This window comes from Corynebacterium macclintockiae (assembly GCF_027570165.1).
In the GTDB taxonomy this organism is placed as follows: domain Bacteria; phylum Actinomycetota; class Actinomycetes; order Mycobacteriales; family Mycobacteriaceae; genus Corynebacterium; species Corynebacterium macclintockiae.
Map to the genome: position 1 here is coordinate 1 of NZ_JAKMUV010000001.1, position 17381 is coordinate 17381.

The following is a 17381-nucleotide window of genomic DNA, read 5'->3' on the forward strand; positions in this document are numbered from 1 at the left end:
ATGATTTCTCGAATGCTGCTCGGGTGGGCATGCAAGTGTGCTCTTTGCGTTCTCTTTTCGACATCAAACCCCATTCTCCCTCTTCACGGTGGCGTTGTGCCCAAGAATAGACACTCATCTTTGAGCGCAGCTCGCATTCCACAGCGATGTCAGCTGGCCTCCAACCAGCGTTGAAGAGCTCAACAGCACGAAGCTTGACCTCAAACGGGTAGCGAGTCAATGTTTTTGACTGTTTGCGGGGTCGACCAGGTTTGGCGGGTTCACGCAACCATTTGTACAGCGTCCATCGCCCTGGATAACCAAGTTCACGGACGGTCTTGGTCACCGATTGAGTGCGCTTGTAAACCTGCAGAGCTCTGCGTCGCTGCTCCTTGGTGTATGAGCGGTTCATGATGGAATCCTCCAAGATTCCGTCCGCATCCCTTTCCTGCCTATAACCCCCCACACGTTCATGTACTGAGCCAGTGTCCGGCAGAGATTCCGGTAGAAGCGCGGACCGCCACCGGCGTGGGGATACACGATCACGTGCGCATCGCCGTCACCGTCGACAGCCGGGACATGCTGCAGCCATGGGGCAGGTGTGGATGTCTTCAAGGCTAGCCTCTCGTCGCCGGAAATTCGGTCAGCCTAACCTATATCAGGGATTTGAGAAGATGTCCTCGATGTGGGACGCAGGGTCGCGGGACAGCATGACAACCCAGCCAGACGCGAACCCCGGAGCTTGGGATGGTTGGTGGGGTCCGGATTCCTGTAGCCCCTGGAATGCGTGATAGTGACGGTGCAGGTATTGGGCAGGGGGCAGGGCGGGGTGGGAGGGGGTGGTGCCGCGCCGGATGTGGTCGAGGGCCGATCCGAGATCGGTGTAGCCCGCCTTCGTCCAGCACTCGGCCAGCGACCACCGTTCCTGGCGTTCGGCAGCCGTGCCGGGGCCGGTGATGTCGACGGGAATGGCGTGTGTGTTGGTCTCGATGTCGATGGCGACAGGGGCTGGGCCGACGATCGCCGCAACCAGATCGCCGGAGTGGCTCCAGCTGGGCCAGAGTTCGGTTTCACCGACGATTCTTGGGCGTCCGTGCGGTCCGCCGCACTCGGAGCATGTTTGCTGGAAGCAGCACGTGTCAGGATCGCGTCCGCGTAGGCGTCCCCACAGGATTGCGGTCAGGACGCGAGCAACCAAGAAGCCGTCCCGATCGCGTCGGTGTCGAAATCGCCTCCATCGTTTCAACGCGTGGGGTTCAAGCCAGAGTTCAGCATCGAGGGGGCCGAGGGTTGCACTGGAACATACGGCAGCGAGGGTACTTGGTGCATTGCGGGTCATGTCGTCTTGGAGGCTCCTTGGAGCGCATCCCAGAAGCCGGCGGGAGTGGGTTCGTCGAGCAGTGCCATGGGGTCCACCGTCGCTCCTGCCTGCGCCCAGCGATCGGTGAGGTGCATGAGTCGGATCGAGTCCAGGCCGGCCGTGAACAGGTCATCGTCAGCGGCGAGCGGCTCGTTCGGAGAGCCGAGCGTTTCTCGGATCTGGTCGATGAGCTGGTCCAGACTTGTTGGAATGTCATCCATTGCTGTTCTCCGATTCGGGAATGGCTCCGGCTGTCGCCAGTGCTTCGGCGCGCTGTATGACCGGTCGGGCCAGGAGTGTCGCGATCGCGATACCGGCGGCGCTGACGGCTGTGGCGCCGATGGCCACCACGGTGAAACCGAGCACCCCCGCCAGAGCGATTCCCAAGCCGCCGCCGATGACCATGACGATCTGAATGAGCGTCGAGAACGCGGTGAAGTCCGTGCCCGAACTCTCGGGCCGCGTCAGATCCATCGCGATCGTGTAGAGGAAAGCGCCGGTTGCGGCGAAGGAGGCATTGGAGATGGCGGTGACGAACGCCGCAACGGCAATCGAGGTCGGAGTCAGCGTCAGCCAGATCGTTACTGCGGTACCGATGACCTGCGCGATGCCCAGCAGGACCATCGAGCACTGACGGCCGACGCGGCTGATGAGCCAGCCGGCAGCCACGCCGGCGAGCACCCCGGCAGTGCCGCCGCCGATGACCACAATGGTTCCGATGCGGGCCTCGCTCCACCCGGCGTCGGTGAGCAAGGGCCGGATGACGTTGTAGGTGATCACGCCACCCACGACGTACAGCGGTAGTACGGCGAAGGTCCACCGAACGACGCCGGGCTGGCGGAAGAACGACAGGACCTGTCGGGTCGAGACATGGGGCGTCGGAAGGTGGTCGGTGGTCTCCGATTCACGCCACCGCGCAACAAGGATCAGCGGCAGGCCACTGAAGACGGCCAACGTCACCATGGCGGCGCTCCAACTCACGCTGCCCGAGATCAGCAGCAGCAGGCCGCCGCCGACAATCTGTGCGAAGGAGGCCCCTGCCGATTGGATTCCGTTGCCGATGCCGCGATCCTGTGGGTCTAGCAGCCGGGTTGTGGCGGCATCCGTGGCGACATCCTGTGTGCCGGCGAACAGGAAGATCAACGCGAAGACAATCATGATCGACGCGAAGTGTCGGCCCGGGTCGAGGGCTGCGAGTGCCAGGGCGCCGATCGTCAGGGCCGTTTGACACGCGATGATCCACCCGCGGTAGTGCCCCAGGCTGCGTGACCCGACTCGGTCGACCAACGGCGCCCAGACGAATTTCAGCACAAGGATCATCGCGACGCCGGTGGCGGCGCCGATGAGTTCGAGGGAGACACCCGCGTTCTGCGCTGCGATCAGGAAGGTGTAGTTGAACGCTGCGAGTGACAGGTTCTGCGTGCTGTAGAGACTCGCGATCAGTGCGAGTCGTGAGCCGCGAGCCATGGTTTGTGATCTCGTGCGGGAGGATCCCGCGGGATCCTGCAGGGCAGTGTTGTCGGCCATCGACTGGTCTCCTGTCGGGCAAGCGCTACGCCGGATCGGGCAGTTGCGACAACCCTAGGCGATGTAGTTAAGTAAGGCAAACCTAAAGTTATGTCCGTCCAGCCCGGAGAACGAAGCGGAGTCCCATGCCTGATCACGTGCAAGCAAGCGGGCAGCAGCGCATCGCCCACACGATTGGCCGACGCAAGGGTGCCCTGATCGCCAGTGCGATCCTGGCCATCGTCGGAGCATTGCTGGGGCTGGCGCCGTATCTGATCGTCCACCTCGTGGCGACCGAACTCTTCCTGAGCGACGAACCGGATCGTTTCGCGTTGATCACGCTCGCGGTCTGGGCAGCGCTGGCGGTCATCGCCAAGGTGGTGTTCAAGGCACTGGCCAATGCTGTGTCACACAACGCTGCCTACCGGATCCTCGCTGATCTCCGCGTCGCGCTGGCCGAGCGGTTGGCCCGCATGCCGCTGGGCCGCGTTCGCGCTCGAAGCGCTGGTCACCTCAAGAAGGTTCTGCAGGACGATGTGGAACAACTGGAGCTCGGCCTGTCGCATGCCATCCCCGACATCGCCGCGGCGATCGCGGTGCCGGTGGCAAGCATCATCGTCATGTTCATCATGGGCTGGCAGGTCGGTGTGGCGGCTGTTCTCGTGGTCGTGCTGGCTGTTGCGCTGATCGTTTGGGGAGTCAACCGTTCTGCTGGGTTCGCCGAGCAGGAATCGACGATCAAAGCCGACCTCAACACCAGCGTCATTTCGTATTTGCGCGGAATGCGCGTCCTGCGCGGCTTCCTGGCGGGGCGGGCCGGCCACGGTGCCACCGATGCCGCTATAGCGGCGACCGCAGATATCGAGAACCGGAAGGAGGCCCGGGGCAAGTGGCAGGCTGTGGCCAGCACGGCGCTGTCGTCGAGTCCGGTTCTACTCATCCTGCCCGTCGGATTGTGGTGTACCGCGCAGGGCATCATCAGCCCGGCGACGCTGGTGTTCTTCCTGCTGGTGGGTACTGGCTTCGCGCAACCACTTATGGGTCTGCTGATCAGCCTCGCGGTCCTGCAGTATCAGGTCGAGGCCGGGTTGAAGAACATCGCCGAGATCCTTGACGAACCCGATCTGCCGGTGCCGAACGAAGCCCATGAGCCGGAGGGGTTCGCTCTGGAGTTGCGCAATGTGTGGTTCCGGTACGACAACGATGAGCCCGATGTGCTCTCCGATGTGAACCTGGACATCCCGGAGAACACCTCGTTGGCAATCGTCGGCCCCTCTGGGGGCGGCAAGTCGACGCTGCTCGGCCTGCTGGCTCGGTTCCACGATGTCTCCGAGGGCTCCGTGCGCCTTGGTGGTGTCGACGTGCGTGATCTCGACCCGGTCGAGCTGATGCGGCGCGTCGCCTACGTCCAGCAGGACGACTACCTGTTCGCCGACACCATCATGGAGAACATCCGCATGGCTCGCCCCGGGGCCAGTGACGATGAGGTGATCGCCGCGGCCGACCGGGCGCGCGTAAGCCAGTTCGTCGCCGAACTGCCCGAGGGCTGGCACACCGTCCTGCCCGCCGGTGGTGGTCAGCTCTCGGGCGGACAGCGTCAGCGGCTCTCGGTGGCCCGGGCCCTGCTCAAGGGTGCCAAGATCGTGCTGCTCGACGAAGCGACTGCTTTTCTGGATGCGGAGAGCGAATCGGCTGTGAACGAAGCCCTTGCCGAGCTCCGCGCCAGCGCCACGATGATCACGGTCGCCCACCGGCTGGGCACCATAGTCAGCCATGACCGTATCGCCTACCTCGCCGAGGGGTGCATCGTGCATTGCGCCCCCCACGACGAGATGATGCAGGACTGCCCAGACTATGCCGAACTCTGGTCGGACTACCTGGATGCCCAGGGCTGGCAGTTGACCGGTGGCGCGGGCGAAACCGGCATCCACGCTGACCGTTCCGAGCGCTCGAGCGATGCGTCCGACATCGACAGGTCGGCGAACCGTGACCGAGAACTCGGTGAGACGCCTCGTGTCCATGGTCTGGGCTCCATGAATCCGGTACGGCAGTGGCTGGCGATGCTCGGCCACCAACGCCGCGACCTGTGGCGTGGTGGGCTCTGGCTCATCATCGCCGACGGCATGCTCACCAGCGCACCCATCGTGGTCGTGGTGCTGGCCCTGCTCGATGTGCTCGGTGGTGAGCCCTCCGCGGGGGCCTGGTGGCGTCATGGCCTGATGTTGCTGGGGATCTTTCTGCTGCGATGGTTCATCGGCGTTGGGCTGGCCAGCACCTGGTGGCCGAAGGCCAATCGGGCCTGGATGCAGTTGCGTCGCTCGGTGCTGGGACATCTGCGTCGCATTCCGTTGGGTGAATACGACCGCCTCGACGTCGGGCGGACAGCGACGCTCGTCGTGTCTGACCTGCCGCTGGTCGACTTCATCAATCTGCCGGCGAAGATCATCGTGGGCCTGCTGCAGCCGCTGCTTGCAGCCGTGGTCCTGTTCATCTTCGATTGGCGTCTTGCCGTGGCTGCACTCGTGGGCGTGCCAGTGTTCGGGGTCCTGCTCTGGGTCTCCGATCGAGTCGAAAAGAATGTGCTCGCACGTGTGATGCAAGTGCGTTCGCGCGCCAGTGGCGACCTCCTCGAGTTCGTGCAGGGCACCGCTGTGATCCGAGCCAATCCCGACGCGCCCCAAGCGGGTCGTTATCGCGCCACCGTCGAGGAGCTGCGTCGCCGAAGCGTCGCCATGGCCGTGCGTACCAGCCCGCTCACATCGCTGGCGTCGGCCGTGCTGGAGTTGGGATTCGCTGCGCTGATCTGGGTGGTGTGCCTGCGGCATCTCGATGGGGGATTGCCCCAGCAAATCGCGCTGCTGATGCTCGTGGTCTCGTTGAGTCTCTACCGGCCCTACCAGGAAATGTTGGAGCTCTCGAGCTACCGACACCTGCAGGGGCGCATCGCCGAGCACATCGGCGAGCTGTGGGACATCGAGCCGCTACCTGAGGGCCACCTCGAAGCTCCCGTGCACGCCGAGAACGGCGTGCCGGTGGAATTGCGTGATGTCGGCTTCTCCTATCGCGACGGTCACCGGGTGCTCGACGGCGCCAGCATGATTGCTCGACCCGACACCGTCACTGCGCTCGTGGGCCCGTCGGGTTCCGGCAAGTCCACCGTCGCCAACCTCGTCGTCCGTTTCTGGGACGTCGACGATGGATCGGTACGGTTCGGTGACACCGATGTGCGGGACTTGACCTCGGCAGGGCTGGCTGCCCAAGTGACAACCGTGTACCAGGACGTCTACCTGTTTCCCGCGACCGTGCGCGACAACCTCACAATGGGGACAGCCATCAGCGATGACAACCTGTGGCATGCTCTCGAACTTGCCCAAGCACATGATTTCGTTGCCGCCATGCCCGGCGGACTCGACGCGATGATCGACGAGGCCGGTGGAAACCTCTCCGGTGGCCAGCGTCAGCGGCTCTCCATCGCTCGTGCCCTTGTCAAGGACGCCCCGGTCCTACTGCTCGATGAGGCCGTCGCGTCGGTTGATCCCCGGACAGAGGTGCGCATCCAGCGAGCCCTCTCCTCGCTAGTCGCCGGCCGCACGGTGATGATCATTGCCCACCGGCTGAACACCATTCGCTCCAGCGAATGCATTGTCGTGCTCAGCGAACATGGCGTGGAAACAACGGGCACCCACGAACAACTCCTGAGCAGCAGCCCCACCTACCAACGGCTGTGGCGTGCCCACGAGTTTGCCACGGCCTCGGCCGGTGTGGTTTCAACGCCTGCTTTTCCAGTCGGAGATCCAGGGAAAGACCCGCGTTGACGTGGTCCACGGAATGGCCAGCTGGCCTGGATGCCAAAGACTCGCGTACATGCACCGCTGAATGTGCTGGCCTGCGTCGTCGGTGCGGTTCGTTGATGACCCGTCCATCCCGCTACCCAATGGAGGCAATGTGAGCGCCACTGCGAATGCTGCGCGGCTCCCGGGCGTTGGTTCCAAGCCGAGCGGACTCAAAACTCGGCGACCAGCTCTGGGCGCCGTCGGAGCTCTGGTCACCTTGGTTATTCTGGAGCTCGCCTCGATCACTGGAGTGCTTCCGGCCAGCGCGCTTCCGCTAGCGTCAAAGGTGATCGTGGACGTGTTCGGGCTCCTTGTAGATCTGGCGTTCCTCCAAGATGTCGGAGCGACGTTGGTGGCCTGGTTCATCGGGCTCTCCATCGCGTCCGTCTTTGGTATCGCACTCGGGCTCGTGCTGGGGTCTTTTCGTCTCTTGTTCGAGGCAATGGGAGCGGTCATTGAGTTCTTGCGGCCCATTCCATCGGTCGCGCTGCTCGGGTTAGCGGCAGAAATGTGTGTATGGCTGTCGGCGTGTCATGTGTGCCAGCGGCCTGCCCAGCCCTTCTGGATGCCGTTGCCGTCTTCCCATGAGAATGCGGTGCCGGGTTGTGGCCCGTCGGGTTCGTCGATGACGCGCCGTGTGGTCTTGGTTGGTGTCCATTGGTGAGGCTGGGCCAGTGACCATGGGTCGTGGGGGAACTGGCACCAGGTGTTGAGGAGCCATTCGATGCCGCGTCGGGCATGGTCTTCGGGCAGGCCCCGGTGGACGCGCAGAAGGTCCTTGATGGCCTTGTTCGGCCCACCCTCGAGCGGTGAGGTGGTCCTCGGCAGTGGGACATTGCCGAGGGTCAGCCAGGTGAACAGTTCGTTGCGGTGGAGAAGGCCGCGGAACAAGGCACGGCATTTGCGGAGTTCGCGGTGGGTGTACCACCAGTGTTGATGAGCGCCGAGCCAAGCAGGGCGTTCCTTGTGGGTTCCGGGGTAGCTGCGGTGTTTGAGGAACTGATCCCACTGGGCTTCCCAGGCCAGGTACTCCACGATCCAAGCTCTGGCCTGGTCAAGGTCTTCGACCTTCATCAACGCTTTCGTCAGCACGCGTAGTTGCTTGCCAGCATCGAGTCGCGGGTTCATTGTCAGGTGCCGGGTGATGGTTTGGAAGATGTGGAAGTAGCAGCGTTGCACCTGGGTGGTGGGCCAGCATTCCGACAGCGCGGCCGCTACCCCGAGGCCACCATCGACGACCACCATCTCCGGGGCCGGGAGGCGCTCCAGCAGTGCGGTCCAGGCCGGCTTGGACTCCCGATCGCACCACTGCCAGCCCAGCACGTGCTGGCCGGAGAACGCGATCAGCAAGCACCAGCCCTGCAGGTAGGTGCCGTCGAGCATGACCGTCGGCAAGACCTCGCCGGTGACCGTCGGCTGGGGTACCTCGACGTTCCAGCACCACGCGGTCGATGCACGAAACGAGCGTCCCGTCCCCCCGAGGCTGCACTGGGGCGAAGGGTTCAGCAACCACCCGACGAAACGGTCGAGCTGGGCACGCCGGGTAACGTCTACGCGGCTGCGTACCGTCGACGCGCCGCATGCTTTGCATCGCCATCTCGTGCGCCCCGCGCTGGTGGTGCCGTTCTTGACCAGCTTGGTGCCACATACACCGCACCGGGGGTGATTCCTCGCAACTTGCACCGAACATGCTCCCAGAGCATGTTCAACCCCGCATCACGCCTAGCCGTCGCACATGAAATCAGTCATTCCATACACACATTCCTGCCTATAACCCCCCATTGTTTTCTAGGAGCTGTCGCGCATGCGTGAACTCTTCATTGACATCGAGACCTTCTCGCCGGTGAACCTGGCGAAATCCGGTGTGTACCCCTACGCCGACCACGACGATTTCGAGCTCCTGCTGCTCGGCTACTCGATCGACGGCGGCCCGGTCGAGGTCGTCGATCTCGCCAACGGACACCAGCTCCCCGAAAAGGTGCTGGCCGCACTCGTCGACCCGCACGTAGTGAAGTGGGCGTTCAACGCCGCATTCGAGCGCATCTGCCTCTCGGCCTGGCTCCACCGCCACCACCCAGAATTCATGACGGGCCGCAGGTTTCTGGATCCTGCCCAGTGGCACTGCACCATGGTCTGGAGCGCGTACCTGGGCTTGCCGATGAGCCTGGAGCAGGTCGCCACCGCCCTTGACCTGCCGGAGCGCAAAGACAGTGCAGGTAAGAAACTCATCCGCCAGTTCTGTACCCCGGCCACACCCAGCGTCTTCAACCTGGGCGGGATGCGTAACCCGCCTGCATCCGACCCGGACGGGTGGGAGCAGTTCATCTCCTACAACCGCCGCGACGTCGAGGTGGAGCTCGCGATCCACGATAGGCTGGCTGACTTCCCGCTTCCAGCGTCCGAGTGGGACACCTACGCCCTGGACCAGAACGTCAACGACACCGGCATCCGGCTCGACCGGGTGCTCGTGGATCACGCGGTGGCGTGCGACCGGCAGCATCGCGCCACCACGCTGGCCCGTGCACAGGAACTCACTGGACTGGAGAACCCGAACTCGCCGATCCAGCTGAAAGAGTGGCTCGCCGCTCACGGCACGCCCCTGCAGTCACTGACGAAAAACGAGGTGGCCGCTGCGCTCGACACCGCTACCGGCGAGGTGCGTGAGGTCCTCCTGCTGCGCGGTGAGCTCGCGAAGTCGTCGGTGAAGAAGTACGAGGCCATGCAGCACGTGGCAGGTCGTGATGGGCGCGGACGCGGGTTCCTCCAGTTCTACGGGGCAGGGCGCACCGGGCGTTTCGCTGGCCGCCTCGTCCAAGTCCAGAACCTGCCCCGCAACTACCTACCAGACCTGGCCAAGGCCAGAGCTCTCGTGCGGACCGGATGCTTTGATGCGGTCGAGCTGCTCTACGACTCTGTGCCCTAAACGCTCTCGCAGCTGATCCACACCGCTTTCATTCCCGCCGACGGGCACCGGTTCGTGGTGGCCGACTTCTCCGCGATCGAGGCGCCGGTCATCGCCTGGCTTGCAGGCGAGACCACCACGCTGCAGGCCTTCCGAGACGGGAAGGATTTGTACTGCGAGACCGTGAGCCGCATATTCGGAGTCCCCGTCGACATGGACGGAGCAAACGCCGAGCTGCGCCAGAAAGGAAAGATCGCTGTGCTCGCCTGCGGCTATCAAGGAGCCGTCGGTGTCCTCAAAGCCATGGAGGCACTGCGGATGGGGCTCGCTGAATCCGAGCTCCAGCCGCTGGTCGATGCGTGGCGGGCAGCCAACCCCAGCGTGGTGCAGCTGTGAGCCGACATCAACGCCGCCGTCATCGAGGCCATCTCTCCCCGCCAGCCGACCAGTGTTGGTGCGCTGACCTTCACCGTGGAGTCCAGAATCATGTTCATCCGCCTACCCTCCGGACGTCGCCTGGACTACGTCAAACCCAAGCTGGGCGAAAACAGGTTCTGTGGCACCAGCATCACCCACGAGAGCATCACGACGGGTCGCAAATGGGGACAATTGGAAACCTAAGGTGGGAAACTCACCGAGAACATCGTCCAAGCCGTCGCCCGAGATCTGCTCACGTTCGGCATGCACCAGGTCGATCGCGCTGGGCACAGGATCGTCATGCACGTCCATGACGAGATCGTGGTGGAGACCGCCACTGCCAGCGTGGACGAGATCTGCAAGCTGTTGGCCACCGTGCCCGACTGGGCTGCGGGACTGCCACTAGCGGCAGACGGGTATGAGTGCGAGTTTTATCGTAAGGATTAGCAGTTAGAAGCTGTGATTCCAGTTTTCTGGTAAGCCTAAACTGGTGGGGTTGACGAGAGGGTTTGTTAAGAACTCGTTGTCAATGAGGCTGCTGATTTTGTTTGGCCAGGTTGTTCCTGGTGATGTGACGCGGACCAGCCCCGCCATGACGGTAAGGGCACCGAATATTTGTCCGCTTTGCCCGAGGGGCAGCGACGCGAATTGCGGGAGTGTTCGAAATGCTGCCGTTGGTGCCGGGGCGAAGGATTTGTTCCACAGCCTGGCGTGGTGTGCACAGAAATTACGGACGATAGTCAGTTGTTCCATCCATCGCACGAGCGGTGATTGGAGTTTGGTTTTGCGTTGCTGGTTTTTCGACAGTGCTGTCAAGTCAATGACGAGTCCCATGTCCTCGGCGATTTTTTGCTGGTCAGATGCCGGTAATCCTTCGTAAAGGCGTGAAATGTCAGTGAAATCGAGCACCTCAGCTAGTACCCAAAACGGGTATTGGCTGTCGTAGGAGTCTCGGTAATGCTTGATTGCTTCATTGTTTCTGCCTGCACGGTTGATGCGCTTGTCGAGTGTCGTCATCCATTTTTTGTGGTTAAACGTCGGGCGAAACCGTTGCGGATCAGCGTAAGCGAGTGGATCGGTTGCGGTCAGTGCTTCCCCTACGCGGGTGCGCATCGCAATTTCGACGCGTTCCATTCCGTCATGTACCAGTGCACGTAGTTTGCGATCTGCTTCGTAAAGCGCAACAGCATCACTAAAACGAGTGCCCGGTTTGAACGTATCTTGGAGAACGCCGTGGGCCGAGACGTGTCGGGCAGGATACCAATACGCTGATAGTCGGTAATAGCTGACGAAACTAAGCCATTGGTATGCAAGGACGGTATCGACTTGCATACCGCGAGAACGCAGCAGATCGACGTGTTGAGCGATTGCTGCTGCTCGTTTTACCGGCTTGCTCAATATGTTGGCTCCGACCCTGTACAGAGATCCAGCCCACTCCCGACCGAGGTCGAGGCGGGCTGAACGATTGAGTTAAGTATAGCTTGATCGATGCTCCGGGAGTCAACTGGAAGATGATTCCGCAGGCGCTGGTTGCGGCTGCGGCTCCAACACCCCGGAGACCTTGGCTGAGCACAAGGAAGACTAGCCCTGGACTCCCACCTCGGCGGGTAGCGGAACCGGTCATGTTGCCATCCAGGTTATGTCACAGATCTGAGCCGTGCCAACCTAGTTTTCGGTGTGTGGTTATACATCCGGCCTGCTCGAAGCCCTCCTGGTAGGAAGCCATACCTTTCTCGCATGTTCATCGTCGGCTTCCTAGGAAGGAGCCAGCCATGGCTACTACTACCCTCCAGGCATTCACAAATGATGCCTTCGGAACGATCCACACGATCGAATAGGAAGGCACGGTCTATTTCTGTGGCCGGGACGTCGCCACCACCCTCGGATATGTCAATACGAAAGACGCTCTGGCACGTCACTGTAAGGGGGGCGTGAAACGCTACCCCCTTGACACCCCGGGCGGTATCCAGCAGATCAGGTTCGTTACCGAGGGGAACTTGTACCGGCTTGTCTTCTCTTCCAAGCTCCCCACAGCCCAGGACTTCGAAGCCTGGGTTGTCGACGAGGTCCTGCCCACCATCCGACGCCACGGCGTCTACGCCATCGACGAGCTCTTGGATGATGACGAGTTCCTCGAGCGTGCCATCGTCCAGCTTCGCTCCGAGCGGGCCAAGCGGCTGGCAGCCGGGCAAGCCCTGCTTGAGGCCGCCCCGAAGGTCTCCTACTACGACGTGGTACTCCAGTCAGGCTCGCTGCTGACCATCACGGAGATCGCCAAGGACTACGGGCTGTCGGCGAAGAGGCTGAACTTGATGCTGCACGACGCCGGGATCCAGTTCAGGCAGTCCGGCCGCTGATTCCTCTACGCCCGCTTCGCCGAACAGGGCTACACGCAGTCCAAGACCCACGAGTACGACGAGGGCAAGACCCGCACGCACATGTATTGGATCCAGAAGGGTCGCTTCTTCGTCTACGGCTCGCTGAAGAACCAGTTCGGCCTGCAGCCGGTCATCGAGCAGGACGGCGGTGCGGCATGACGACGACTGCTCTCAACATCGGCCTGGGCTTTTCGCCCCACATCACGAAGGGCTACCCGGACCCCACCGCGTTCAAAGCGCTGAAGAATCTTCAGCGCGCCGAGTACGGCTACCGGCCCTTGGTCTACATCTGCTCCCCGTACTCCGGGGACGTCGAGAACAATGTGGAGTTGGCTCGAGCCTTGTGTGCTCACGCGGTGTCATGGCACAAGATCCCGCTCGCACCACACTTGCTGTTTCCGCAGTTCATGGACGATACCGAAGCGAGCAACTGTGAGCTGGCGTTGTTCTTCAATCGAATTCTTTTGAGCAAGTGCGAGGCGATCTGGGTCTACACGGCCCGTGTCTCGGCAGGGGTGCGCGCCGAGATCGAATAGGCCAACCACCTCGAGCTGCCGATCACCTATTTCGACGCTGACTTTCAGGAGGTCACCCCATGAAGGTGATGACAATATTCACCGCGCAGGTGGCAGGCCAGCAGAACAACGCCCACTACCCACACCCGTACACCGTGACCACGGCGGCCGACCTGGAGGCGGTCGCGAGGCTTGATCATGTGGTTGCTGAGTACGTGGGTGGCAGGCGCTCGGCAGGCAGTTTCATGGCCTCGAACTGACTGGTCATGGACGTGGACACCCGTTACCTTGTGAGTGTCCCTGATAATGGGGATAGTCGCTGGTCCCGGTATGGCTTACTTGCCCTGTAGTTTCCATAATCCGGGGGTGTTGCCGCCGGGTGCCAGGACTTTCGATGACAGCTGATAGGGACACGGCCAGTTTCAAACTAGGTCTCTTTGTAACGTGGGTGCTTGCAACGAAGGTCATGACGCCAGCGACTGGAACAACGCCATACCCATCTCGTTTTCTAGGAGCTCATCATGTCTCCGGAGCATTCCATCTACATTTTCCTTGGTCTAGACGTCGGCAAATCTGAACACCACGCCTGCGCCTTAGACCGTGATGGCAACAAGGTCTTCGACAAACCGTTGCCCCAACTCGAATCCGAACTAGCAGGCGTTTTTCACCAGCTTCAGGAGCTTGGCACCGTGCTCGTGATCGTCGACCAACCCAACACCATCGGCGCACTACCAATTGCTGTAGCCCGGGACTGCGGTTGCGAAGTCGGATACCTGCCAGGTCTTGCGATGCGCAAAGCTGCAGATCGCTATCCGGGACGTGCAAAAACAGACAAACGCGACGCATTCATCATCGCCGACACTGAAGCGTCCTGGGTTTAGTTCCGCTTCTTTTACGACCCTGTGTTGATGGGCTCGGTGAGATAGTACTCGGTTTCCACTTCCTGTGGGGTGGCGTAATCCAATGCTTCGTGAAGTCGCTTGGTGTTCCACCAATGAACCCACCGCAAGGTGGCCAGTTCAACTTCTCCGACCGATGTCCACGGTCCTTGGGTATGAATCAATTCTGCTTTGTAGAGACCATTAACCGTTTCGGCGAGAGCGTTGTCATAAGAATCACCGACCGTTCCCACACTGGGCCGAATTCCGGCTTGCGCCAAGGCCGTGGAATACTTCAACGACACGTACTGACTACCCCGGTCACTGTGGTGAATCAGCTGGCTTCCATGAACCCGGCCGGCCGCCGTGAGAGCATGCTCCGACGCCTCCATCGGCAGCGCATCGGTACGCATCGTCGAGCGAGTGGCAACACCAGCGATTTTCCGGTTGTAGACATCCACGACAAACACGGTGTAGGCGAAGCCAGACAAAGTACGAACGTAGGTAATGTCGGACACCCACAGCCGCCCAGGGGCCTGGGCACGAAAGTTGCGTTGAACCACATCGGGGCGACGATCCGATACTTTCGCACTCATCGTTGTTACTGGATTACGCCCACGGCGCCGACCGCTGACACCGGCTAGGTTCATCAGGCGTGCGGTCTTATCGCGGCCGATAGGAAAGCCCTCGCGGTTCATCGCGTGCCACATTTTACGTATGCCATAACTGAGAAGTTTTCCGCATGCACACGCTGGATCTCTGGAATAAGCAGGCTATCACTTAAAGCCCTCGCACTGGGCGCACGTGTAGTGGCTTTACGGTAGCCGCGTGAGGTGATGAATCCACGATCTGCCTGTTTCAAAACACGGCAGATGGCCTCGACCCCAAATTGCTCCTTGTATTCATCGATGTAGGAGATCATTTGGTCGTAGGTCGGTCGAGTTCCGCTGCGAAAAAAGCCGAGGCAGTCTTGAGGATTCCATTTGCTCGTTTCAGCTCGCGGTTTTCGCGGCGTAGCCGTTTGAGCTCTTCTTCCATGGTTTCACCATCAGAAGGTGATGTCTGCTCTTCGGCTGCGATGCTGTCGCGGTACCAGGCGCGCAACGTGTGGTGGGACACGCCAAGGAGTTCGCCGACTTCCTCGTAAGCGCGTTGCCGTGAACAAGACTCCAGACGCACGATCTCATGGATTTGACGAACCGCCTTTTCCTTGAATTCGGCGGAATACTTTCTGGGCATAGTGCCAATCCTTCCTCAGCAGAGGTAGGAACTAAACCCAGGACACTTACCATAGCCAATCTCACCGCGCCACATACCCTGAACAATTTGCGTGATAAGACCGTTCATTTATGGAATCGATCAAACTAATCTTGAACTAGATCGCTTACAGCGCCATGTGCCATATAAGTTGTAGGCATCAGCTCCACCGAATCGCGGATGTCTCCGTAGAGAATATATAGACCCCATGCTTCTCGCTGTGCGGAAAGGTTATATACTCTATAGAGAGCATAATTTCCGGCGTTTTCGCCAGAGAATTGAACTTCATTCTTGCTCAGAAAGAAGCTTTCTCGAATAGATCCTGTTGTCGCCTTCACTTCGATAAACAGCTTCTCGCCCTCCTCAGTAAATGAGAGGATATCGTATCCAGCGCCGTCGCCGTGTTCAGTCGACTCATGTACAATCTTTTGCGCCAAGTCATTTCGGTTCGCCAACCTTAACTTCCGCCGCTCATAGTCTATAACGGCCTCTTCAGCTAGTAATCCAATCTTCTTTTGGCGACGTTGCTTAGCTTCATAGTCGACTTTACGAGCTATTCGCTCCTCGCCTTCGCGAATTGATCGAAGAGCATCCGGAACTTGCTGCAAACTCAACTTCGCAGCTGCTCCAGATAGCAATCTATCGTTTAGACTAGCGTCTTCAGTATCGTTCCTCTCTTCTAGCTTTATTGCCTCAGAATTTTGTTCCGAATTGCTAGTTCCTGACACTTCAGTTTCGAGATTGTGGCCAACGATGCTGTTCGCGATAATTTCAGCATTTTTTTGGTCGAATCCCTGAGTACCAATCTTCCCTTTTAATTCCCGAAATACCCCGATAAGATTACGAAGGTCACTGACCATTTTGAAATCTTCAGGAAGATCGTCGGCGGGATAGTATTTTCCACATATGTGCCCCAACTCGTAACCACGAGGTCGCTGTTTACCTTCTGCCTTTAGGTCGATCGATTTGGTTTCAAAATCGCTTAGAGATGATGCTAGTTCTCCCCTCCAATACCCAGCAATTCTCTTTATATAGTCGCTCCCTAGCTTAACGCCATATTTGTTCTCAAAGTGAGCCCACCCCTGATTTAATGATAGATACACGCCGCTCATATCAGCATTGAATAGATAGATAATGTCGTAGCCATGCGTCGGTGTTGAAGTAATTGACTTATCTAACACAGACAACCATGGAATTTGCGCCCACGCACCCTGACCCGCCGAGCCAGATACCTTGTATATGTCTGTTTCAATACCTACATCAGTTATTAAAGTCTGGACAGCTTCTTTACGTATATAGCTAGCTAATGGATGGCCAGCAAGCTTTTGCGTTTTCGCTTGCCCATAGTCAGATAGAATTTTCGAGAATATATTCTTCATATCTTAGGTTCCTGTTCATTAGTGTCTCTCAGTCCTCCAAGGCATCGATCTGGAATTTTACCTTCGTCTAGATGCCAACTATCGTTTGATATCTTACACGCATGCACTCTTCTATGATCGGTTTTTCACATCACCCTAGCCTTACAACTTTCATGTTCCGATAAGGTCTGTAAAGCAAGTACCCCTGCAACCTTGAATCGTCCTGGGTTTAGTTCCTACCTCTGCTAAGGAAGGATTGGCACTATGCCCTAAAAGTATTCCGCCGAGTTCAAGAAATGGCGGTCCACCAAGTCCATGAGATGGTGCGTCTTGTGTCTTGTTGACGTCAACACGCTTACGAGGAAATCGGAGAACCCCTTGGTGTGTCCCACCACACGTTGCGCGCCTGGTACCGCGGCAGCATCGCAGCCGAAGATCAAGCAGCACCAACAATCGGCGAAACCAAGGAAGAAGAGCTCAAACGACTACGCCGAGAAAACCGCGAACTGAAAAGAGCAAACGGGATCCTTAAGACTGCTTCGGCTTTTTTCGCAGCGGAACTCGACCGACCCACGAGCAAATGATCTCCTACATCGATGAACACAAGGAGCAATTTGGGGTCGAGGCCATCTGCCGAGTCCTTAAACAAGCAGGTCGTGGATTCATCACCTCACGCGGCTACCGCAAAGCCACCACACGTGTTCCCAGCGCAAGGGCCTTAAGCGATAGCCTTCTCATCCCAGAGATACTGCGTGTGCATGCGGAGAATTTCTCGGTCTACGGTATCCGCAAAATCTGGCACGCGATGAACCGTGAAGGATTTCATATCGGCCGTGACAAAACCGCCCGGTTAATGGAATTAGCAGGTGTTTCTGGCCGCAGACATGGACGCACCCCGATTACCACGGTCAGCCCTATGGTGCCGGATCATCGTCCGGATCTTGTGCGCCGAAACTTCCGTGCACAAGCACCAGGCGGGCTTTGGGTGGCCGATATTA

Annotated in this window: 14 protein-coding genes and 4 pseudogenes; 10 read left to right on the forward strand and 8 right to left on the reverse strand. The window is 59.6% G+C overall.

Annotated features, from left to right (window positions below; genetic code table 11):
• The 4 genes from L8U58_RS00005 to L8U58_RS00020 form a co-directional block, all read right to left on the reverse strand.
• Positions 1 to 391: terminase gpP N-terminus-related DNA-binding protein (locus tag L8U58_RS00005; protein ID WP_420839815.1), on the reverse strand; the 391-nt coding region annotated here is incomplete at its 3' end.
• A 246-nt stretch (positions 392 to 637) separates the two neighbouring features.
• Positions 638 to 1177 (reverse strand): 4'-phosphopantetheinyl transferase family protein, encoded by a 540-nt coding sequence (locus L8U58_RS00010; RefSeq protein WP_051898227.1) that lies wholly within the window; start codon positions 1175 to 1177, stop codon positions 638 to 640.
• Between the two features lie 137 nt (positions 1178 to 1314).
• On the reverse strand, positions 1315 to 1560 hold the full coding sequence (locus L8U58_RS00015; protein WP_035007435.1) for a phosphopantetheine-binding protein: 246 nt from the start codon (positions 1558 to 1560) through the stop codon (positions 1315 to 1317).
• Positions 1553 to 2866 carry an MFS transporter gene (locus L8U58_RS00020; protein WP_269954401.1) on the reverse strand — a complete coding sequence of 438 codons (1314 nt, stop codon included), beginning with the start codon at positions 2864 to 2866 and terminating at the stop codon, positions 1553 to 1555. The genes L8U58_RS00015 and L8U58_RS00020 overlap by 8 nt, the downstream gene beginning before the upstream one ends.
• A 125-nt stretch (positions 2867 to 2991) precedes the next feature.
• On the opposite strand from L8U58_RS00020, the gene L8U58_RS00025 reads away from it, so the two are divergent.
• The gene (locus L8U58_RS00025) at positions 2992 to 6660 is read left to right on the forward strand and encodes an ABC transporter ATP-binding protein (protein ID WP_043012177.1); all 3669 of its coding nucleotides are present in this window, start codon (positions 2992 to 2994) and stop codon (positions 6658 to 6660) included.
• 549 nt (positions 6661 to 7209) lie between these two features.
• On the opposite strand, the gene L8U58_RS00030 is transcribed toward L8U58_RS00025, so the two are convergent.
• Entirely contained in the window at positions 7210 to 8361 is a 1152-nt protein-coding gene (locus L8U58_RS00030; protein ID WP_080720107.1) for an IS1249 family transposase, read from the reverse strand.
• Positions 8362 to 8482: 121 nt separating this feature from the next.
• On the opposite strand from L8U58_RS00030, the gene L8U58_RS10295 reads away from it, so the two are divergent.
• The 4 genes from L8U58_RS10295 to L8U58_RS10310 all read left to right on the forward strand — a co-directional run bounded on the left by L8U58_RS10295 (position 8483) and on the right by L8U58_RS10310 (position 10444).
• The gene (locus tag L8U58_RS10295; protein WP_230580211.1) at positions 8483 to 9601 is read left to right on the forward strand and encodes a DNA polymerase family A protein; all 1119 of its coding nucleotides are present in this window, start codon (positions 8483 to 8485) and stop codon (positions 9599 to 9601) included.
• 15 nt (positions 9602 to 9616) lie between these two features.
• Positions 9617 to 9976 (forward strand): DNA polymerase, encoded by a 360-nt coding sequence (locus L8U58_RS10300; protein WP_268987430.1) that lies wholly within the window; start codon positions 9617 to 9619, stop codon positions 9974 to 9976.
• Between the two features lie 90 nt (positions 9977 to 10066).
• The gene (locus L8U58_RS10305) at positions 10067 to 10201 is read left to right on the forward strand and encodes a hypothetical protein (RefSeq protein WP_255710136.1); all 135 of its coding nucleotides are present in this window, start codon (positions 10067 to 10069) and stop codon (positions 10199 to 10201) included.
• Between the two features lie 60 nt (positions 10202 to 10261).
• The gene (locus tag L8U58_RS10310; RefSeq protein WP_230580209.1) at positions 10262 to 10444 is read left to right on the forward strand and encodes a hypothetical protein; all 183 of its coding nucleotides are present in this window, start codon (positions 10262 to 10264) and stop codon (positions 10442 to 10444) included.
• A 3-nt stretch (positions 10445 to 10447) separates the two neighbouring features.
• On the opposite strand, the gene L8U58_RS00055 is transcribed toward L8U58_RS10310, so the two are convergent.
• Positions 10448 to 11395, reverse strand: coding sequence for an Abi family protein (locus L8U58_RS00055; RefSeq protein ID WP_035007429.1), 948 nt, complete (start codon positions 11393 to 11395; stop codon positions 10448 to 10450).
• Between the two features lie 503 nt (positions 11396 to 11898).
• On the opposite strand from L8U58_RS00055, the pseudogene L8U58_RS00060 reads away from it, so the two are divergent.
• From L8U58_RS00060 to L8U58_RS00075, 4 genes and pseudogenes are all read left to right on the forward strand, one after another.
• Positions 11899 to 12426: pseudogene (locus L8U58_RS00060) on the forward strand (phage antirepressor); the annotation flags it as partial.
• Positions 12427 to 12530: 104 nt separating this feature from the next.
• Positions 12531 to 12911, forward strand: coding sequence for a DUF7768 domain-containing protein (locus L8U58_RS00065; protein WP_230580208.1), 381 nt, complete (start codon positions 12531 to 12533; stop codon positions 12909 to 12911).
• Positions 12912 to 12979: 68 nt separating this feature from the next.
• Positions 12980 to 13150 (forward strand): hypothetical protein, encoded by a 171-nt coding sequence (locus L8U58_RS00070; RefSeq protein WP_230580207.1) that lies wholly within the window; start codon positions 12980 to 12982, stop codon positions 13148 to 13150.
• A gap of 261 nt (positions 13151 to 13411) precedes the next feature.
• Positions 13412 to 13750, forward strand: a pseudogene (locus L8U58_RS00075) (IS110 family transposase); the annotation flags it as partial.
• 32 nt (positions 13751 to 13782) lie between these two features.
• Here L8U58_RS00075 and L8U58_RS00080 read toward each other — a convergent pair.
• Positions 13783 to 15007: pseudogene (locus L8U58_RS00080) on the reverse strand (IS3 family transposase).
• A 125-nt stretch (positions 15008 to 15132) separates the two neighbouring features.
• A complete protein-coding gene (locus tag L8U58_RS00085) occupies positions 15133 to 16404 on the reverse strand; it encodes an MrcB family domain-containing protein (RefSeq protein ID WP_269954402.1) in 1272 nt (423 codons plus the stop codon).
• A gap of 559 nt (positions 16405 to 16963) precedes the next feature.
• Here L8U58_RS00085 and L8U58_RS10315 point away from each other — a divergent pair.
• Positions 16964 to 17215: pseudogene (locus tag L8U58_RS10315) on the forward strand (IS3 family transposase); the annotation flags it as partial.
• Positions 17216 to 17381: the final 166 nt, after the last annotated feature.

Bases quoted from the DNA above. Each gene is read 5' to 3' on its own strand.
- L8U58_RS00015 (WP_035007435.1), bottom strand. From the start codon at position 1,560: ATGGATGACATTCCAACAAGTCTGGACCAGCTCATCGACCAGATCCGA.
- L8U58_RS00020 (WP_269954401.1), bottom strand. From the start codon at position 2,866: ATGGCCGACAACACTGCCCTGCAGGATCCCGCGGGATCCTCCCGCACG.
- L8U58_RS00025 (WP_043012177.1), top strand. From the start codon at position 2,992: ATGCCTGATCACGTGCAAGCAAGCGGGCAGCAGCGCATCGCCCACACG.
- L8U58_RS10295 (WP_230580211.1), top strand. From the start codon at position 8,483: ATGCGTGAACTCTTCATTGACATCGAGACCTTCTCGCCGGTGAACCTG.
- L8U58_RS10305 (WP_255710136.1), top strand. From the start codon at position 10,067: ATGTTCATCCGCCTACCCTCCGGACGTCGCCTGGACTACGTCAAACCC.
- L8U58_RS10310 (WP_230580209.1), top strand. From the start codon at position 10,262: ATGCACCAGGTCGATCGCGCTGGGCACAGGATCGTCATGCACGTCCAT.
- L8U58_RS00065 (WP_230580208.1), top strand. From the start codon at position 12,531: ATGACGACGACTGCTCTCAACATCGGCCTGGGCTTTTCGCCCCACATC.
- L8U58_RS00070 (WP_230580207.1), top strand. From the start codon at position 12,980: ATGACAATATTCACCGCGCAGGTGGCAGGCCAGCAGAACAACGCCCAC.
- L8U58_RS00085 (WP_269954402.1), bottom strand. From the start codon at position 16,404: ATGAAGAATATATTCTCGAAAATTCTATCTGACTATGGGCAAGCGAAA.